The organism is Pseudomonas sp. 10S4, from assembly GCF_034344865.1.
In the GTDB taxonomy this organism is placed as follows: Bacteria; Pseudomonadota; Gammaproteobacteria; order Pseudomonadales; family Pseudomonadaceae; genus Aquipseudomonas.
Window position 1 is genome coordinate 2,134,000 of sequence record NZ_CP133774.1, and the last position, 14,121, is coordinate 2,148,120.

13 protein-coding genes and 1 pseudogene are annotated in these 14,121 nt (G+C 53.5%); 7 read left to right on the plus strand and 7 right to left on the minus strand.

The annotated features are described in order from the left end of the window. Positions 1-182: 182 nt before the first annotated feature. Both RHM58_RS09935 and RHM58_RS09940 read left to right on the plus strand, forming a co-directional pair. A complete protein-coding gene (locus RHM58_RS09935; protein ID WP_322270223.1) occupies positions 183-593 on the plus strand; it encodes an MbcA/ParS/Xre antitoxin family protein in 411 nt (136 codons plus the stop codon). Then, positions 593-1,270, plus strand: a complete 678-nt coding sequence (locus RHM58_RS09940) for an RES family NAD+ phosphorylase (protein ID WP_201256634.1) — start codon at positions 593-595, stop codon at positions 1,268-1,270. Before RHM58_RS09935 ends, RHM58_RS09940 begins: the two co-directional genes overlap by 1 nt. A 336-nt stretch (positions 1,271-1,606) precedes the next feature. Here RHM58_RS09940 and RHM58_RS09945 read toward each other — a convergent pair whose 3' ends face one another. Beyond that, on the minus strand, positions 1,607-1,807 hold the full coding sequence (locus RHM58_RS09945; RefSeq protein ID WP_322270224.1) for a hypothetical protein: 201 nt from the start codon (positions 1,805-1,807) through the stop codon (positions 1,607-1,609). Positions 1,808-2,025: 218 nt separating this feature from the next. Here RHM58_RS09945 and RHM58_RS09950 point away from each other — a divergent pair, with 218 nt between their 5' ends. The 3 genes from RHM58_RS09950 to RHM58_RS09960 are packed head-to-tail and all read left to right on the plus strand — an operon-like array spanning position 2,026 to position 3,654. After that, positions 2,026-2,247, plus strand: coding sequence for a tautomerase family protein (locus RHM58_RS09950; protein ID WP_201256630.1), 222 nt, complete (start codon positions 2,026-2,028; stop codon positions 2,245-2,247). Next, a complete protein-coding gene (locus RHM58_RS09955; protein WP_322270225.1) occupies positions 2,244-2,900 on the plus strand; it encodes a DsbA family oxidoreductase in 657 nt (218 codons plus the stop codon). Before RHM58_RS09950 ends, RHM58_RS09955 begins: the two co-directional genes overlap by 4 nt. A gap of 43 nt (positions 2,901-2,943) precedes the next feature. After that, positions 2,944-3,654: an SDR family NAD(P)-dependent oxidoreductase gene (locus RHM58_RS09960; RefSeq protein ID WP_322270227.1), complete on the plus strand. Its 711-nt coding sequence runs from the start codon at positions 2,944-2,946 to the stop codon at positions 3,652-3,654. Between the two features lie 196 nt (positions 3,655-3,850). On the opposite strand, the gene RHM58_RS09965 is transcribed toward RHM58_RS09960, so the two are convergent. From RHM58_RS09965 to RHM58_RS09985, 5 genes are all read right to left on the minus strand, one after another. Continuing rightward, the gene (locus RHM58_RS09965; protein ID WP_322270228.1) at positions 3,851-4,510 is read right to left on the minus strand and encodes a TauD/TfdA family dioxygenase; all 660 of its coding nucleotides are present in this window, start codon (positions 4,508-4,510) and stop codon (positions 3,851-3,853) included. Continuing rightward, positions 4,434-4,808 (minus strand): hypothetical protein, encoded by a 375-nt coding sequence (locus RHM58_RS09970; protein WP_322270230.1) that lies wholly within the window; start codon positions 4,806-4,808, stop codon positions 4,434-4,436. The genes RHM58_RS09965 and RHM58_RS09970 overlap by 77 nt, the downstream gene beginning before the upstream one ends. Before the next feature lie 30 nt (positions 4,809-4,838). Then, the gene (locus RHM58_RS09975; protein ID WP_322270231.1) at positions 4,839-5,576 is read right to left on the minus strand and encodes a TSUP family transporter; all 738 of its coding nucleotides are present in this window, start codon (positions 5,574-5,576) and stop codon (positions 4,839-4,841) included. Positions 5,577-6,183: 607 nt separating this feature from the next. Continuing rightward, positions 6,184-8,649, minus strand: coding sequence for a membrane-bound PQQ-dependent dehydrogenase, glucose/quinate/shikimate family (locus RHM58_RS09980; protein ID WP_416195303.1), 2,466 nt, complete (start codon positions 8,647-8,649; stop codon positions 6,184-6,186). Between the two features lie 189 nt (positions 8,650-8,838). Continuing rightward, complete coding sequence (locus tag RHM58_RS09985) at positions 8,839-9,756, minus strand: GntR family transcriptional regulator (protein WP_322270232.1); 918 nt, start codon at positions 9,754-9,756, stop codon at positions 8,839-8,841. A 152-nt stretch (positions 9,757-9,908) separates the two neighbouring features. Here RHM58_RS09985 and RHM58_RS09990 point away from each other — a divergent pair, with 152 nt between their 5' ends. Both RHM58_RS09990 and RHM58_RS09995 read left to right on the plus strand, forming a co-directional pair. Further along, positions 9,909-10,598 (plus strand): aspartate/glutamate racemase family protein, encoded by a 690-nt coding sequence (locus RHM58_RS09990; protein WP_322270233.1) that lies wholly within the window; start codon positions 9,909-9,911, stop codon positions 10,596-10,598. A 3-nt stretch (positions 10,599-10,601) separates the two neighbouring features. Then, positions 10,602-11,351: a hydroxypyruvate isomerase family protein gene (locus RHM58_RS09995; protein ID WP_322270235.1), complete on the plus strand. Its 750-nt coding sequence runs from the start codon at positions 10,602-10,604 to the stop codon at positions 11,349-11,351. Between the two features lie 316 nt (positions 11,352-11,667). On the opposite strand, the pseudogene RHM58_RS10000 reads toward RHM58_RS09995, so the two are convergent. After that, positions 11,668-14,039: pseudogene (locus tag RHM58_RS10000) on the minus strand (TOTE conflict system archaeo-eukaryotic primase domain-containing protein). Positions 14,040-14,121 lie beyond the last annotated feature (82 nt).

A 14,121-nucleotide genomic window follows, 5' to 3' on the forward strand; every position in this document is an offset into this window, starting at 1 on the left:
AGGCTTACACAGGATCGGGGTTTTTGGTGACTTGGGGGTGATTGAGGTAAAAAAAGTGTGAGGGTTGTACGGATTTTTAGATCGGCGAGTTAGAAGGTGGCTGTTCGCATGCGGATTAAATTCACACAATTATCCGCATCTGTACTAGGCTGACCTTACGATATTTTAAAGGAGGCCTCCCTGTGCCTACCTCATCCCCAGCCCTGACCCCACAGCAACAAATCGACTCCCCCGAAGCCGGCCGGGTCGCGCTCAAGTTCTTCTTCAACCTCATGGAACGCTGGGGTTGCAGCGCCGAGCAACAACGCACGCTGTTGGGCAAAGTCGGCAACACCACGTTCTACAAGTACAAACACCTGCCGCCCAACGTGCGTTTGCCCCATGACACCCTGGAGCGCATTTCCTACCTGATGGGCATCCATAAGGCGCTGAGCATCATCTTCAGCAACAGCCGCGAGCGCGCGTATAAATGGGTCAGTAGTCCAAACACCGCTGCGCCGTTCAATGGCCAAACGGCCTTGGATTACATGCTGGTCGGCCGCGTCGTGGACATTGCTGACGTGCGCCGCTACCTCGACGGAGTGCGCGGTTGATGGCGCCGGAACTGGCCGATCCGCAGTGGTCGCGGGCCTATCGGATCGTCAACAGCAGCTTCCCGCCGATCGCGTTGTTCGAAGACGTGCTCGACCCCGAAGATCTGCCGACCGCTTACGCTCTCGAAGCACTGACCAATGACCGATTGATGGAAGAGGCCGGCATGCTTTCTCGCGTGCGCCCCGAAGACCGGATTTCAGGCCCTGGCTCTACGCCCGTCATGGCCGCGTTCACCCACATCGGCAAAACCAGCCGCTTTACCGATGGCACGTTTGGCGTCTATTACGCCGCCAGCAGCCAGGCTGCCGCCATTGCCGAAACGAGTTACCACCAAGAGCGTTTCCTCGCCGCCACCAATGAGCCGGACCTTGAGTTGACCATGCGGACTTACGTCAACAAAGTCGTCAAACCGCTGCATGACATTCGTCAGAACTATCCGCAGCTTCATGATCCGGACACGACTGCATACGGTCCGTCCCAAGCCTTCGCCCGACAACTGCGGGAAACGTTGTCTTGGGGATTGCTCTACAACAGCGTTCGGTTGCCTGGGCATGAATGTGTGGCGGCGTTTCGACCGCCGGCGGTGTCTATTCCGAAGCAGGGGAAACATATTCGGTATGTGTGGAGTGCGAGTAGTCGGAGGATTTCGTTTGTGTTTGAGGTGAGTGAGGTTTGAGGGGGAGGTCGAGAATTGTTAGAAATTGAGACTGACTTGGCCGGTTTCTAATCGTTTTTATGCAAAAGGTCTGATTTATGTTCGTTTTTGAGCACAAATAATCGATTTTATGCGGATCTACTGGAATCCGTGCGTGAGATGAAGACTGGCCGAGCCCTTCCTCCCGCAGAGATCAAGAAAGAGGAGGTTCAAAGCGCACATGTCGTCGTCAGCGAAACGTCCTCAGGACGTGTCGCAAAAACTGAGAAATAGCGACACGTTACCGAGCGGACTACATGAAACGGAGATGAGTCCTACAGTCAGTGTTGACCTTTAAAGTCCCTGCATCGATGGTAATTATTCGATCTTACCCGTCGAGAGTTCGGAAACACGCGAGTAGGTCACGTTTAGCCTACCCGCGGCCTCAATCTCTTTTACGTCTGGTTTTTGGATGCCATCAGCGATGAGTATCGAAAGCTCCATTTCACTCGCCATTTTGCTAGCAACTTCCTCGTTATGAGTGACATGAAACGGGCTATCGAAGTATTGGATTGGCATGAAAATTCCTCCAGCTTTGGCGACATTTGCAAAAGTTGGAGGTTGGCCGATTTAACATTTTTGATGCAAACAGTTTTAACGCCTCTCTCCGCAGTAATCATTACACCACGTAACTAATGATGTTCCCGCCCCCACCTTTATCCCCCTGACCCAACCCCCTACATTCCTCTCCAACGCCTCCCCATCATCCCGGCGGGGCAGGTCACTGGAGATTTCTCATGCCTTTCGTAAGCGTACGCATCACCCGCGATGGCGTTACCTCTGAGCAGAAAGCTCAGGTGATCGCCGAAATCACTGAAACCTTGCAGCGTGTTCTCAACAAGGACCCGCACCTGACCCACATCGTGATCGAGGAAGTCGACACCGATAACTGGGGTTACGCCGGCATCACCACCACCCAGTACCGCAGGCAACTGGCAGAGGCCGAGGGCAAGTCATGACCGCGTCTGTCGCCATCGATTTTATCTCTGACGTGGTGTGCCCGTGGTGTGCGTTGGGTGCTACGGCGTTGGAGCAGGCGATCGAGAACGTGGCCGGTGAAGTCTCGGTCGAGCTGACCTTCAAGCCTTTCGAATTGAACCCGGACATGCCAGCGGAAGGCGAGAACGCGGTGACGCATTTGATGCGCAAGTACGGGCGCGTCGCCGAGGACATCGTCGCCGGTAAAGCGATGCAGATCGCTCGCGGCGAGGCCATCGGTTTCAAGTTCGATCAGGAGAAACGCAGTCACTTCTACAACACCTTCGACGCGCACCGGTTGCTGTTGTGGGCGTTGCAGGAAGGGCGGCAGGTCGCACTGAAGAAAGCCTTGCTGCGCGCTTATTTCACCGACGGTGAGAACCCGAGTGATCGCGAGACGCTGGTTCGACTGGCGGCGGAAGCGGGGCTGGGTGCGGCGGATGCGCGTGAGGTGCTGGCGTCCGGAGCGTTCGGCAAGGAAGTGCGTGAGCTAGAGGAGTTTTATCGCGAACGCGGCATTAACTCGGTCCCGGCCATGGTGCTGAACGGACGTCACCTGGTGTCCGGTTCGCAGTCGGTCGAGTACTACGAACAGATGTTGCGGCAAATGGCGCAGGCGGCTGTTGAAGCCTGATTAATCACTTTTTCAAATCATCATTTATTAGTTGAGGTTCATCATGAGCAATTCGAAAAAAGTCATCGTTATTACCGGCGCTTCCCAAGGTCTCGGCGCAGGCATGGTCAAAGCATTCCGTGCGCTTGATTACAAAGTGGTCGCCACTTCGCGCTCGATCAAACCGTCCACCGACCCGGACATCCACACCGTGGCCGGCGACATCGGCGATCCGGTGGTTGCTCAGCGGGTTATTCGTGAAGCGATTGAGCGTTTTGGTCGTGTCGACACCCTGGTCAACAACGCCGGGATCTTCGTCGCCAAGCCGTTTACCGCTTACACCCAGGAAGACTACGCCGCCGTGCTGTCAGTGAACCTGAATGGCTTCTTCTATATCACCCAACTCGCGATTACCGAGATGGAAAAGCAGGGCAGCGGTCATGTCGTCAGCATCACTACCAGTTTGGTCGACCATGCGATTGATGGCGTGCCGTCGGTACTGGCTTCGTTGACCAAGGGTGGCTTGAATGCGGCGACCAAGTCGTTGGCCATTGAGTACGCCAAGCGCGGGATTCGGGTGAATGCGGTTTCGCCGGGCATCATCAAGACGCCGATGCATGGTGAGGAGACTTATGAGGCGCTGGGGAGTTTGCATCCGGTTGGGCGGATGGGGGAGATCAGCGATATTGCTCAGGCGGTTGTTTATCTAGATAGCGCCAACTTTGTCACCGGTGAAATTCTGCACGTTGATGGTGGGCAGAGTGCGGGTCACTAAGCCCTGGTTTTCCTAGCCCCAGAAACAACAAAGCCCTCGTACTTCTACGAGGGCTTTGTTTTGTCGGGGGCAGCAGCAGGCGTCGCATCATGCCGATGCGGCATCCGGGATCAGATAGTTGCTTTGAAAACAGTTACATTTATCTAAAAGCTATAAACCACTATAGACAGGGCATTGCCAAAGTAATGATCTGTGATCAGTGTTGCTCGGCGAGCATGTCAAATTCGTCGTGAGCTTTTGATAAGATTTTGCTCGGTTGAGAGTGAATGCCACATGTGTATTCAACAAATGAATGCTCTGCATTTTCTTGTTGCGCGATATTATATTTTTCAAAAGGCGACATGGCTCTACGAACAGGTGACTGATTCAGTATGTTTTTAAAAGTAACCCCTGAATCATCGGCGATCCAAAGTCGTCTTACTTTTCTTTTCTTGTTGCCATCGAAGAATTTATGGCGTGCGTGTAAAACTCTAAGATTGTCCATCACCAGAATTTCCCCTGGTTCAAGACTTATATTGGTAATGTAGTGCTCATTGGTTGAATAATTATTTTGGATGTAGTTGAACGCCGCACTGGCCCATTCGGGAATAAACGCAGTGCTGTCATACCGATAGCGGATTCTTAATTTATTATCATTGATTTTTTCGAATACAGAGCAGTCCATAGACAATAAGTCGTCTCGGCAATAAGTAACACTGCCGCTGGTCATTAATGTTTTTAGTATGTCAGCTTGATTGACACGTAAGTCATTGTAGATTTTCTGCCCGTCAACCAAGAAATTATCTCCGCCAATCTCCGGCTTGGATATGCACTGGAGAATGACAAATTTGGGCGGCGTGATTTTTTGCCACGCCATCTACGTAAGCCATGCCATTCAAAAAAGACCCATCAGTATGCGGGAAGAAATCACTTGATAGTTCGCCATGGTAATCGTCCTTGAAAACTTGCCAATCTTTGTTTATCGGCTCTCCACCCCCGACGACGCCACTTTTATCAGATTTTGTATGGAATTGAATTAACCCAAACTTCTCCGCGATATCTCTAAATGCCTCCACGGAGTCGTCTTGAGGCTTGATGACACAATATCCATGCTCATTAAGAAAAACCGAAATTCCCTTAGTATCAACACAATCGAATTTCTTGCTTTTCGCCATTTCACACTCCTTGTTGTGGTTATGTAACTTTCAAACGCTCTGAGTAAAATGATCCAGGATCATTTTTAAACCGAAGAAAGTGACGCCAGCTTTCAAAAGCATGGCGCCTACACGCTGCGATATTCGATCTCTAAGAAACCCACCAAAGTACGAGCCGACAGTGGAGGCTATGATCATGATGATGATCAGGCCTGCGTAGTCCATGAACGCAAAGCCAGCAATTACAAAAGCGGCGACCTTCAATCCATGCAGCACACTCATTTGCATTGCATGGGTGACGATCACTTCATCTTTTTTAATATCCATCTTCATCAGGATGGGCTGTGATATCAAACCGGTGACAGCCACAAAGAGCGAAAGAAATGTTTGAACAAACCCAACGATTGCAAAATTTTTAAATATAAAACCAAGGTATGACACGATCTTGGTCCATGTGATTACCAGAATAAAAAAACCGAGGACGAGTGATAAATATTTCTCAGGAAATTTACCTATAAAGAAATATCCTATGAATGCTCCCACCAGGCAGCCGATGATGTATTTAGGAAGAATGTCGACTTTTGCACTCTTGTAATCAAAAGCAAATCGACTGGCATTGCTCACCATTTGGATCAAACCGTGAACCGGTATAACTGCTGATATAGGTAAAAATTGGGGCATCACCGCAAGCAATCCAATTCCGCCACCCACACCAATGGCGGCAGTCATAAATGAAGTTATAAAGCTCACGCCCACCAAGACATATAAGCTGGCTAAGTTTTCAAACATTTTTAATTCCTGTCCGGTTTTCTTAGGATTGCAACATGTATCTCAATGCTGTGACTGCTCGTGTTGCTGTTTTTTGCTGCGCAAGCGTCTATGAGGGGCCTTAAGTAGTGATGAGTCGCCTGTAAAACTCAGCCGTTATTAATTTCAAAGGCAATAAAGCCATCAAACATGCGCAGGTCATCCGCTTCACTATCTGAGCTGTATCTTTTCAAAGACGATAAGGTTTCCGCCCGTGCTCGAGGAGTCGTATATAACAATGAGTGATGCTGGATTAGTGCGTGGGTACAGAATTCAGTGTGATAAATAGCCGCCCGATCACTTTTTTATAGTGAAAGTTTTAATGTTGTTGTTAATTATGCTAGCGGTGTGCCGCGCTCAAGCGCTAACTCCCCCTTGCGGGTAATTGCTGAGTGTCAGCGCGTATAGTTAAGTGCTGGTCTATGAGAGCACGATAGTGTCTGGTTATGCCTTCGAAACTCCGTGAGGCATTATTCGGCTCTCCGACAACACTGAGGTTTTTGTAGGGGCAGACGAAGTTATTAGAACGTCGATTTATTGCCTCCCTGCCCGACAGTGTTACGGAGAGCCTTATCAGGCCGAACGCTAACTACTTCTCGGGCAGGGCCCAGGCAATGATGCTGTCACCCAACTTGGTTGGAATCCGGTCATGACCGCCAACCACGGCCACGACGTACTGTCGACCTTGGCTCATGTAGGTCAGGGGTGACGCCTGATTGCCTGCCGGCAGGCGTTCTTCCCACAGTAATTTTCCAGTTTCACTGTCGTAAGCCCGCATGAAACGATCGATGGCTGCACCGATAAACGTCACGCCTCCGGCGGTTGTCACGCCCGTCGCGTCACTTGGCGTACCAATCTCGAAGCGCGTACGAGAGGCAATTCCCCAAGGTCCGCTGTCGTACCCCGTACCGAATGGGCGACTCCAGACTACATCGCGCGTGCGCAGGTCTATGCCGGTAATGAAGCCCCACGGTGGCGCAATGCACGGTTGATCAAGGGGTGACATCCATGGATCTTTGATGGCGCCGTAAGGCAGCCCCGCCTGGACACGGTAGCCTTGGTTGTTGCCCGGCGCTTCCTGGAATGACTTGGCATTGATGGCGTCGAGTTGTTCGCGAGGCACCAGTCCCTGCATGTAAGGGAGCCGTTGGTTGTTGATGATCAGCAGGCCTCGTTTGAGGTCGACCATCACGCCTCCCCAGTTCAAGCCGCCATGATGGCCGGGGAAAATCAGGCTTTGTTGGCCTACGACTGGCGGTGTGAAGATCCCTTCGTAGCGTGCCTGGCGAAACTCGATGCGACATTGCAACTGATCGAATGGCGTCAAGCCCCAAGCATTTGCCTCGGTCAGTACTTCCGGCGTTTTCGATGGACGCCCCATGGTGTTCGGCATATCCGGCGAAAGCGGTTGGGTGGCCGAGGTGTAGTCCCCGGGAGCAGTTCCCTGTGGGACGGGGGATTGCACGATATCGACCAAAGGCTCGCCGGTGGCCCGATCAAGTACGAACAACTGACCGGATTTGGTGGCTTGAATGACGGCAGCGCGGGTGCCCGTTGGGGTTGGAAAGTCAATCAGATTGGGTTGTGGGCTCAGGTCGTAGTCCCACAGATCGTGGTGAACCGTCTGGAAATGCCATTTGACCTTCCCCGTGGCGGCATCCAGTGCAACCAGCGAGGAGCTGAACTTGTCCTCTTGTTCGGTGCGGGTACCGCCATAGAAGTCGCCGGCAGCGTTGCCGGTGGTGACATACACCAATCCCAGTTCATCGTCGGCGGAAAGCGGTGCCCAGGAGTTGGGTGTGCTGAGCGTGTAGGTCTCATCTTCGCCCGCGGGAGCGTTGGTGTCTGGGCGGCCCAAGTCCCAAGCCCATTTTTGTTTGCCGGTCACCGCGTCGTAGGCACGAACCACTCCCGAGGGTGCAGGGCGCACATCTGAATCAAGGACTCGGCCGCCGGTGATCACGACCCCGCGAATTACGATGGGGGCGGAGGTAATGCCGGTCGAGCCTTTTCTGAAGGTGCCTAACCCGTCTTTCAAATCCGCAAAACCTGCGTTGCCGAAGTCGGGGCACGCTTGGCCCGTCAAGGCGTCTACCGCTCCCAAGCGAATGTCGTTGGTGCCCCAGATGATGCGCGAGGCGCACAGGCCACTGGCATTGGGCACTTCGAAATAGGAGACACCACGGCAGTAGGCGCCGCCGTTGGCGAAGTAGTCGGGGTCGACTTTGGAGTCAAACCGCCAATTCTCCTTCCCAGTGGTGGCATCTATAGAAATGATGATTTGCTTTGGCGTGCAGGTGTAGAGCGAGTTACCCACCTTGATCGGCGTGGCCTCGTTCATGTATTTGGTTTTTTCACCGGGTTGCTTCACGTCGCCGTGGTGGTATTCCCAGGCTTTCACCAGGCCCGACACATTCGAAGGGGTAATTTGCGATGCGGCGGAATAGTGATTGCCCAAGTTGGAACCTGCATAGGCGGTCCAGTTGGTTTCGTCGTGTGACGCGGCAATATTCCCGTCTGGCGAGGCCACCGTATTACGACTGAAGGGTTGTTCGGGACGCGCCGTTGCGAGCGTTGAGTGGGCAAGGTGAACAGTGGTCGGGAAGAACAGGGGCACCAGGATGGTGAATGCCATGAGTAACGGCAGTAGACCCATGATGGTGAAGTAGTGACTTCTTTTAGCATTGGCAAAGTCACGACGCACCAAGGGCCAAAAAGCCAGAAACAGAACGCTGAGAACGGCCAGCCATGCCAAGCGTGGAATGAAGGCCCAGCCATCGTACCCGGACTCCCAGATCGCCCAGGCGTACGTGGCCAGGGAGGCCGCGCCAAAGAGGTAGATGCCGAGCGACTTTTTCAGGCCGATGAGGATGGCCGATAGCAACAGGGCGGTGCCCATCATCGCGTAATAAGGTGAGCCGCCTGCTGCTACAAGGGCTCCGCCTCGATAGGCTAGTGTCGCTCCAAGCAGGGCAACACATATGGTGTAGAACCCGAACAGAAAGTTCGAGATACCCGGCCCGCTACCCAACGTCCTTTGTTTCACTGCGATCATCCCTGTGTCATTCGATATGGCCCCGCGTCCAGCGGCGCGCATAATTGCTTATTGTTCTAATGAAATACAATATCCGACGAAAAAATTAACTCCCTAGTACGGGCGTGCCATGTTTTTGTATCTTGTTTCGATTAGAAACAATCATGCTAAGCTGATCAGCGAATTTTTGGGGAGCGTTCTGACGAGGCTTCAATCCGGAATGGAGTGTTCGGGGTGCGCTTCTGGCATGACGTCCTGTTGAGTCTTGAGACGGCCCACTTCGTCCAGATGCCTCCAGAGAAATTGAGCGGCTTCTTCACGCCGATCAGACTCGATGAGGTCGAGCAAATGGATGTGTTCCCGGCATTGCGCCATAAGACGAGTGCGATCGACGTTGGCTTTGTAGCCAATGAAACGCCTGAGTTGGTTTTGCTGGCGTATGGCTTCGATGAAAAAGACATTTCCGGAGCATTGCACGATCAGTTCGTGAAACTGGGCGCCCACTTGGAACAGTTGGGCGCGAGACAACGTGTGGATATCCCCATCGAGCATGGCCTGCTGCTGTTGCCTGGCCCTGGCAAACGCGGCGTGATTGATCTGATAGCCGGGCTCAAGCAGTGCGGCCGGCTCGATCGCCATGCGAAAGCGGTAGCTCTGGATGTGTGTCTGGGCGTTGTGCACGAAGTCTTTGAGAACCCATCCTTGACCCGGTTTGCGCTCCACCATGGCTTCGCTGGCCAGTCTGTTCAACACCTTGAGCAATTGCCCGCGAGGCACTTCGTAACGGCGCAACAGTTGCGCTTCGAAAAAGTGGGCAGGTATTTCGCCGCCAAGAATGTCGTCGACCACGCGAAGGTAAAAGTCTTCGAAAGGATCACTGGCGAGAGGGAATGTTGTTTCCTGAATCTGCCCTGCGCCTTGTTTCAGAAAGTAGCCACGATTGGGTTCCTGAATGGCGAGATCCCACTCGGCGAGCAACGCAAAAACCCGCCGGATAGGCGAGCGCGAAACACCCAGCGCTTGCGCAAACGTCTGCTCGCGCAACGGCTCCCCGGCTTTCATCGACCGGGCGCGAACCATGTCGATGACGCGTGGGGCCAACTGCAAGGCGAGGTCTTTCTTGATCACGGGCTCTATCTCAAATGGTTAGCTTCAGTCCGTTCTCGTTGGGGTAGATACCCTCATCGGACTGGAGCAGGAAAATACCATACGAAGAAGATGGGAATCAGCACAACGTGCGCCGGCGGACGTGTCGTACAACCTTGTCGGGGCATATAAGCATGAAGGCACCACGCATTTTTCTGATCCACGCAACCGCATTGGCGATCGATCCCATCACGGCAGCCTTTGCCCGGCAGTGGCCGGAGGCACAGATCATTAATCTGCTCGAAGACTCGTTGTCCCGAGACCGAGTGGAGGAGGGCGAATTAACCGCGAATATGAAGGCGCGCTTTCTGACGCTTTCCCGCTACGCCGTACAAAGCGCAGCAGACGCCATTCTTTTTACTTGCTCGGCGTTTGGCGATGCCATCGACCTATGCAAGGCTGACATTGCCATTCCAGTACTCAAGCCGAACGAAGCCATGATCAACCTGGCTCTGACGCAAGCAACGCGCATTGCTGTGCTGGCGACGTTCGAACCTACCCTCACCTCGATAATGGCCGAATTCACGCAAGCGGCTGAGTGCAGTGGTCGAGTGCTGGAGGTGGCGCCCTATTTTGTCCCTGGTGCAATGCAGGCACTGAGTGAAGGGAACAAAGAAAGTCATGATGCCGCCATCGCGCAAATGGCCGGTCAGGTCAGAGGCTGCGATCTGATTTGTTTCGCCCAGTTTTCGATGACGAGCGCCGCAGGGCAAGCACAGTCCCGCTCTGGTTTGCCCGTATTGACCACACCCGATAGTGCAGTGCTGGAGGTGCGAAGGATGCTCCAGGCTGATGATTCGTTTCTTCCCAGGATGGAGGTTTAGCCAATGCTCAAGTTCAATGCTCATCTCGGTTTCCAATTCAATGAGTTGCCTTTTCTGCAACGCATCGAAGCCGCCGCCGCAGCCGGTTTCCGGGCGGTGGAGTTTCCGTCGCCCTATGAGTTCGACGCGAGTCTGCTGGCCGACCACCTGGCGCAATACAGTCTGCCGTTGATTCAGTTCGCCGCACCGGCTGGCGTTACCAAAGGCATCGCTGCCTTGCACGGCAAGGAAGAAGAGTTTCGCAACGGGTTGCTCCAGGCCGCCCGCTATGCAAAGGCGCTGGCGTGTTCGGATGTCCACATCATGTCTGGAGTGACCACGCAGGATGAGGCAGCGCTTATCTTCGGGGGCAACTTGGAGTATGCAGTCAAGTACTTCGAGGATCAGGGGTTGCGGCCGCTTATCGAAGTGATCAGTGCGCAGGAGATGCCGGGCTATTACATGTCTGACTTCAGCAAGGCGCAACAGGTGCTGGAAACCTTCCCGAGCATCGGGCTGATTCTCGATCTTTACCATGCCCAACTTCTGACCGCAGACGCCGCAGGTGTTCTGGATCGGTTTTATGACAGAACCGTCCATGTGCAAATTGCCGACTGCCCGGGTCGTCACGAACCGGGAACGGGGAGCATCGACTTTACGGTCTTGTTCGCGGCGCTGGAGCAGCGCGGTTACACCGGATGGATCGGGTGTGAATACCGTCCTTCCGGTTCAACCGTTGCGAGCCTTGACTGGATTGAACCGCTAAGGGCTTAGCGCTGGCGGATCGCCAAAACGAAAAAACCCGCCAGAAGGCGGGTTTTTTGTGGGTTCCGGAGAAATTTAAAGCCTTCTCTGGAACCTTGTATGGTGCGGCACCAGGAGTCGAACGATCTAATAAGTTATTGAATTAGCTGATTAATACTTAAAGACCTGTGCAAGTCTACCTCTAAAACTACCTCAAGGTCCTCGTACGCCTGAGGATCTTGCTTGACGTGACTAACGGCGAAGGGCCGGAGTTGCCCCCACAGCGGCCGGCCATTCGTCTATGAGAGTTGGGCCGTTGATGTGTCAACTGTCAACCACGTTAGAGTTAGAGTAGGTCCATGGTGGCCATGGAATCAGCCATGCGGTAGCCCATCGCTTTGTAACCCGCCTGGCGCTTATCCCACATCCTCATCAGTGCGACATTACCCTCGTCAACGAAGTCGATCACTCGCACGTCGGCCTTATCGGCATGTGATCGATGCAACCGCCCCGCATATTGCTGAAGGATTCCCTTCCATGAGATGGGCATTGCCAGCACCAGCGTGTCCAACGGCGGATGATCGAAGCCTTCACCTACTAGTTTTCCTGTTGCCAACAGCACTCGTGGAGCATCAGGGGAAGGGACTCAAGCTCATGCATACGGGAAATCCGCTGTTTCTTAGGCACTCGCCCATGAAGCGTGAAAAGGTTATGCACGCGCTGCTTCAATTCTAATTCAAGGGCATCCACATGTTCTGTTCGCTCCGTTAGCACTAGAATTTTTCTACCCTCGTTGTACGCCAGCTCAATCTCCGAGACGATTTTGGCTGTCCGCTCAGAGTCGTCCACTAGATGCCGAAAAACGTCCTGAATCCCAAAGCCGTCGGGGACCACTATTGGTTTGGACAGCAATCGAGGCTCGACAGAGAGGTCATGGGGCGCACTCGCTGGTCGAGCAGCAGAATGTCGGATCGGTCCGCACTGCATGAAAATAATGGGCTGCTGCCCATCTCGGCGCACTGGGGTTGCCGTGAGTCCCAGCACGTACCGCGCGGTCGCGCTCCTCAGTAGTGCCTCGAATGACACCGCTGATAGGTGATGACACTCATCAACGATGATCTGGCCGTAGTTTTTTACCTGATCGCTGATTTCGCCTTTTCGCGATAAAGACTGCATGACGGCAATGTCGATGATGCCGGTAAGCTTCGCTTTTCCGCCCCCAAGAGTTCCAACGACACCATTCCCGACTCCCAAGAACACCTGCAAGCGCTCTTGCCACTGCCTTAACAGTTCCGTCCGATGCACAAGCACCAACGTGTTAATGCCACGTGCGGCAATCAACGCAGCAGCACTGACAGTTTTACCGAAAGCCGTCGGTGCGCAGAGGATACCAGTGTCATGACTTAGCATTGCGCTGACAGCCGCCTCTTGGTCAGAACGCAGGGTTCCGAGAAAACTCACGTCGATGGTGTCGCCCGCGAAGCGTTCGTCTTTAAGAATAGGGGTAACCCCGTTTTCCCCTAAAAGCTCCAGCGCAGCATCCAAACAGCCACGTGGTAACGCAATATGTTTGGGGAAGTTCTGGGCACAGCCGATAATCCTTGGCTTGTTCCACACTGACATGCGCATGGCCTGAGCTTTGTAGAACTCGGGATTTTGAAAGGCAGCGAGCCGGACAAGCTGGTTTGCCAATGGCTGTGGCAATTCCGACTTTTCAAAGTAAATTAAGTTAGCCAGCGTGATGTTGACAGCAGCAGGCAACGGGCATGTCAATTTACGTGATCTCGATTCACAATCTTTCCAAGGTTCTGCATCACCTTCGTCATCGACATAGGCGACCCCTAGAGGGTCCCGATTACCCATCGCCTGGATAATAACGGGCTGGATATCTTCTGGACTCATGCGCTGAATCGATGCCAGGAAGGCCCATTGATCAGGATGAGGCTCAAGCGTGTCGTCTACAAAAACGCTGTTGTTTTGGGCCCTGGCCCGCTTTTGCAAAGGGAGCGCGATGAGATTTCCGAAGCCGCCCTTAGGCATATAGTCCTGATTTGGAAACAGTCGATCATAGGAGCTGAGCGCCAACTGCCGAGTGCGCTCACAGGCATGACTGATGATTGCGGCACCGAGGCGGCGCGCATCGCAGGCAGGAACATTACGCTCAAAGAAAATCCAGCCATGAGCCCCTTGGCCTGAGCGCGATATTTCCAGCGCCACCGGGACGTTCAGCTCATGGCATGACTGCACAAAAGCTTTGGAATCATCACGCCATTCGGCCTCATCGAAGTCGACCGCCAAAAAATAACAAGTGTCATCAGAGAGTAGGGGGTAGATGCCAACGACCACTTCGCCCGCCAGATGGCGATAGACCACCTCATCGGTCAGCGGAAGCAGCTGGCGGTTACCGCAGTCGCCACATTTAATTCGGGGCTTCTCACAAACGCCAGGCCTCCATTCGTTTGCGCAAGCGGGTGCGTATCCTGATTTTCCTGCCTTGCTTTCCCAGCGGATGGGATAAACGTCCGTCCTACCACGAAACAAGCTTCGGAATAGGGCAAGCTTTCCATCAGTATCGAGTTGCTGTGATTGTTCTGCTCGGAGAATTGCTATCTTGACTGGCTCAGCAGGCGGGCGCCATTCGATGCCATGAGCATCTAGCAAGGCAACCAATCTTGCATTTTCAGCCCTTAGCTTCGCCACCAGACTAGTGTCTATCACCGCCTTCAGCCTCTACGTCTCAGGTGAAGCCTGTAGCCTCGAGCTACAACCCTCAGTCCATCAGTAAAACATAGAGGTTATC

What these genes read in the sequence shown, in the direction of transcription:
- RHM58_RS09940 (WP_201256634.1), top strand. Translation starts at nt 593, where the DNA reads ATGGCGCCGGAACTGGCCGATCCGCAGTGGTCGCGGGCCTATCGGATC.
- RHM58_RS09970 (WP_322270230.1), bottom strand. Translation starts at nt 4,808, where the DNA reads ATGGCGAAAAGCAAGAAATTCGATTGTGTTGATACTAAGGGAATTTCG.
- RHM58_RS09965 (WP_322270228.1), bottom strand. Translation starts at nt 4,510, where the DNA reads ATGGCGTGGCAAAAAATCACGCCGCCCAAATTTGTCATTCTCCAGTGC.
- RHM58_RS09980 (WP_416195303.1), bottom strand. Translation starts at nt 8,649, where the DNA reads ATGATCGCAGTGAAACAAAGGACGTTGGGTAGCGGGCCGGGTATCTCG.
- RHM58_RS09960 (WP_322270227.1), top strand. Translation starts at nt 2,944, where the DNA reads ATGAGCAATTCGAAAAAAGTCATCGTTATTACCGGCGCTTCCCAAGGT.
- RHM58_RS09955 (WP_322270225.1), top strand. Translation starts at nt 2,244, where the DNA reads ATGACCGCGTCTGTCGCCATCGATTTTATCTCTGACGTGGTGTGCCCG.
- RHM58_RS09995 (WP_322270235.1), top strand. Translation starts at nt 10,602, where the DNA reads ATGCTCAAGTTCAATGCTCATCTCGGTTTCCAATTCAATGAGTTGCCT.
- RHM58_RS09945 (WP_322270224.1), bottom strand. Translation starts at nt 1,807, where the DNA reads ATGCCAATCCAATACTTCGATAGCCCGTTTCATGTCACTCATAACGAG.
- RHM58_RS09950 (WP_201256630.1), top strand. Translation starts at nt 2,026, where the DNA reads ATGCCTTTCGTAAGCGTACGCATCACCCGCGATGGCGTTACCTCTGAG.
- RHM58_RS09975 (WP_322270231.1), bottom strand. Translation starts at nt 5,576, where the DNA reads ATGTTTGAAAACTTAGCCAGCTTATATGTCTTGGTGGGCGTGAGCTTT.
- RHM58_RS09990 (WP_322270233.1), top strand. Translation starts at nt 9,909, where the DNA reads ATGAAGGCACCACGCATTTTTCTGATCCACGCAACCGCATTGGCGATC.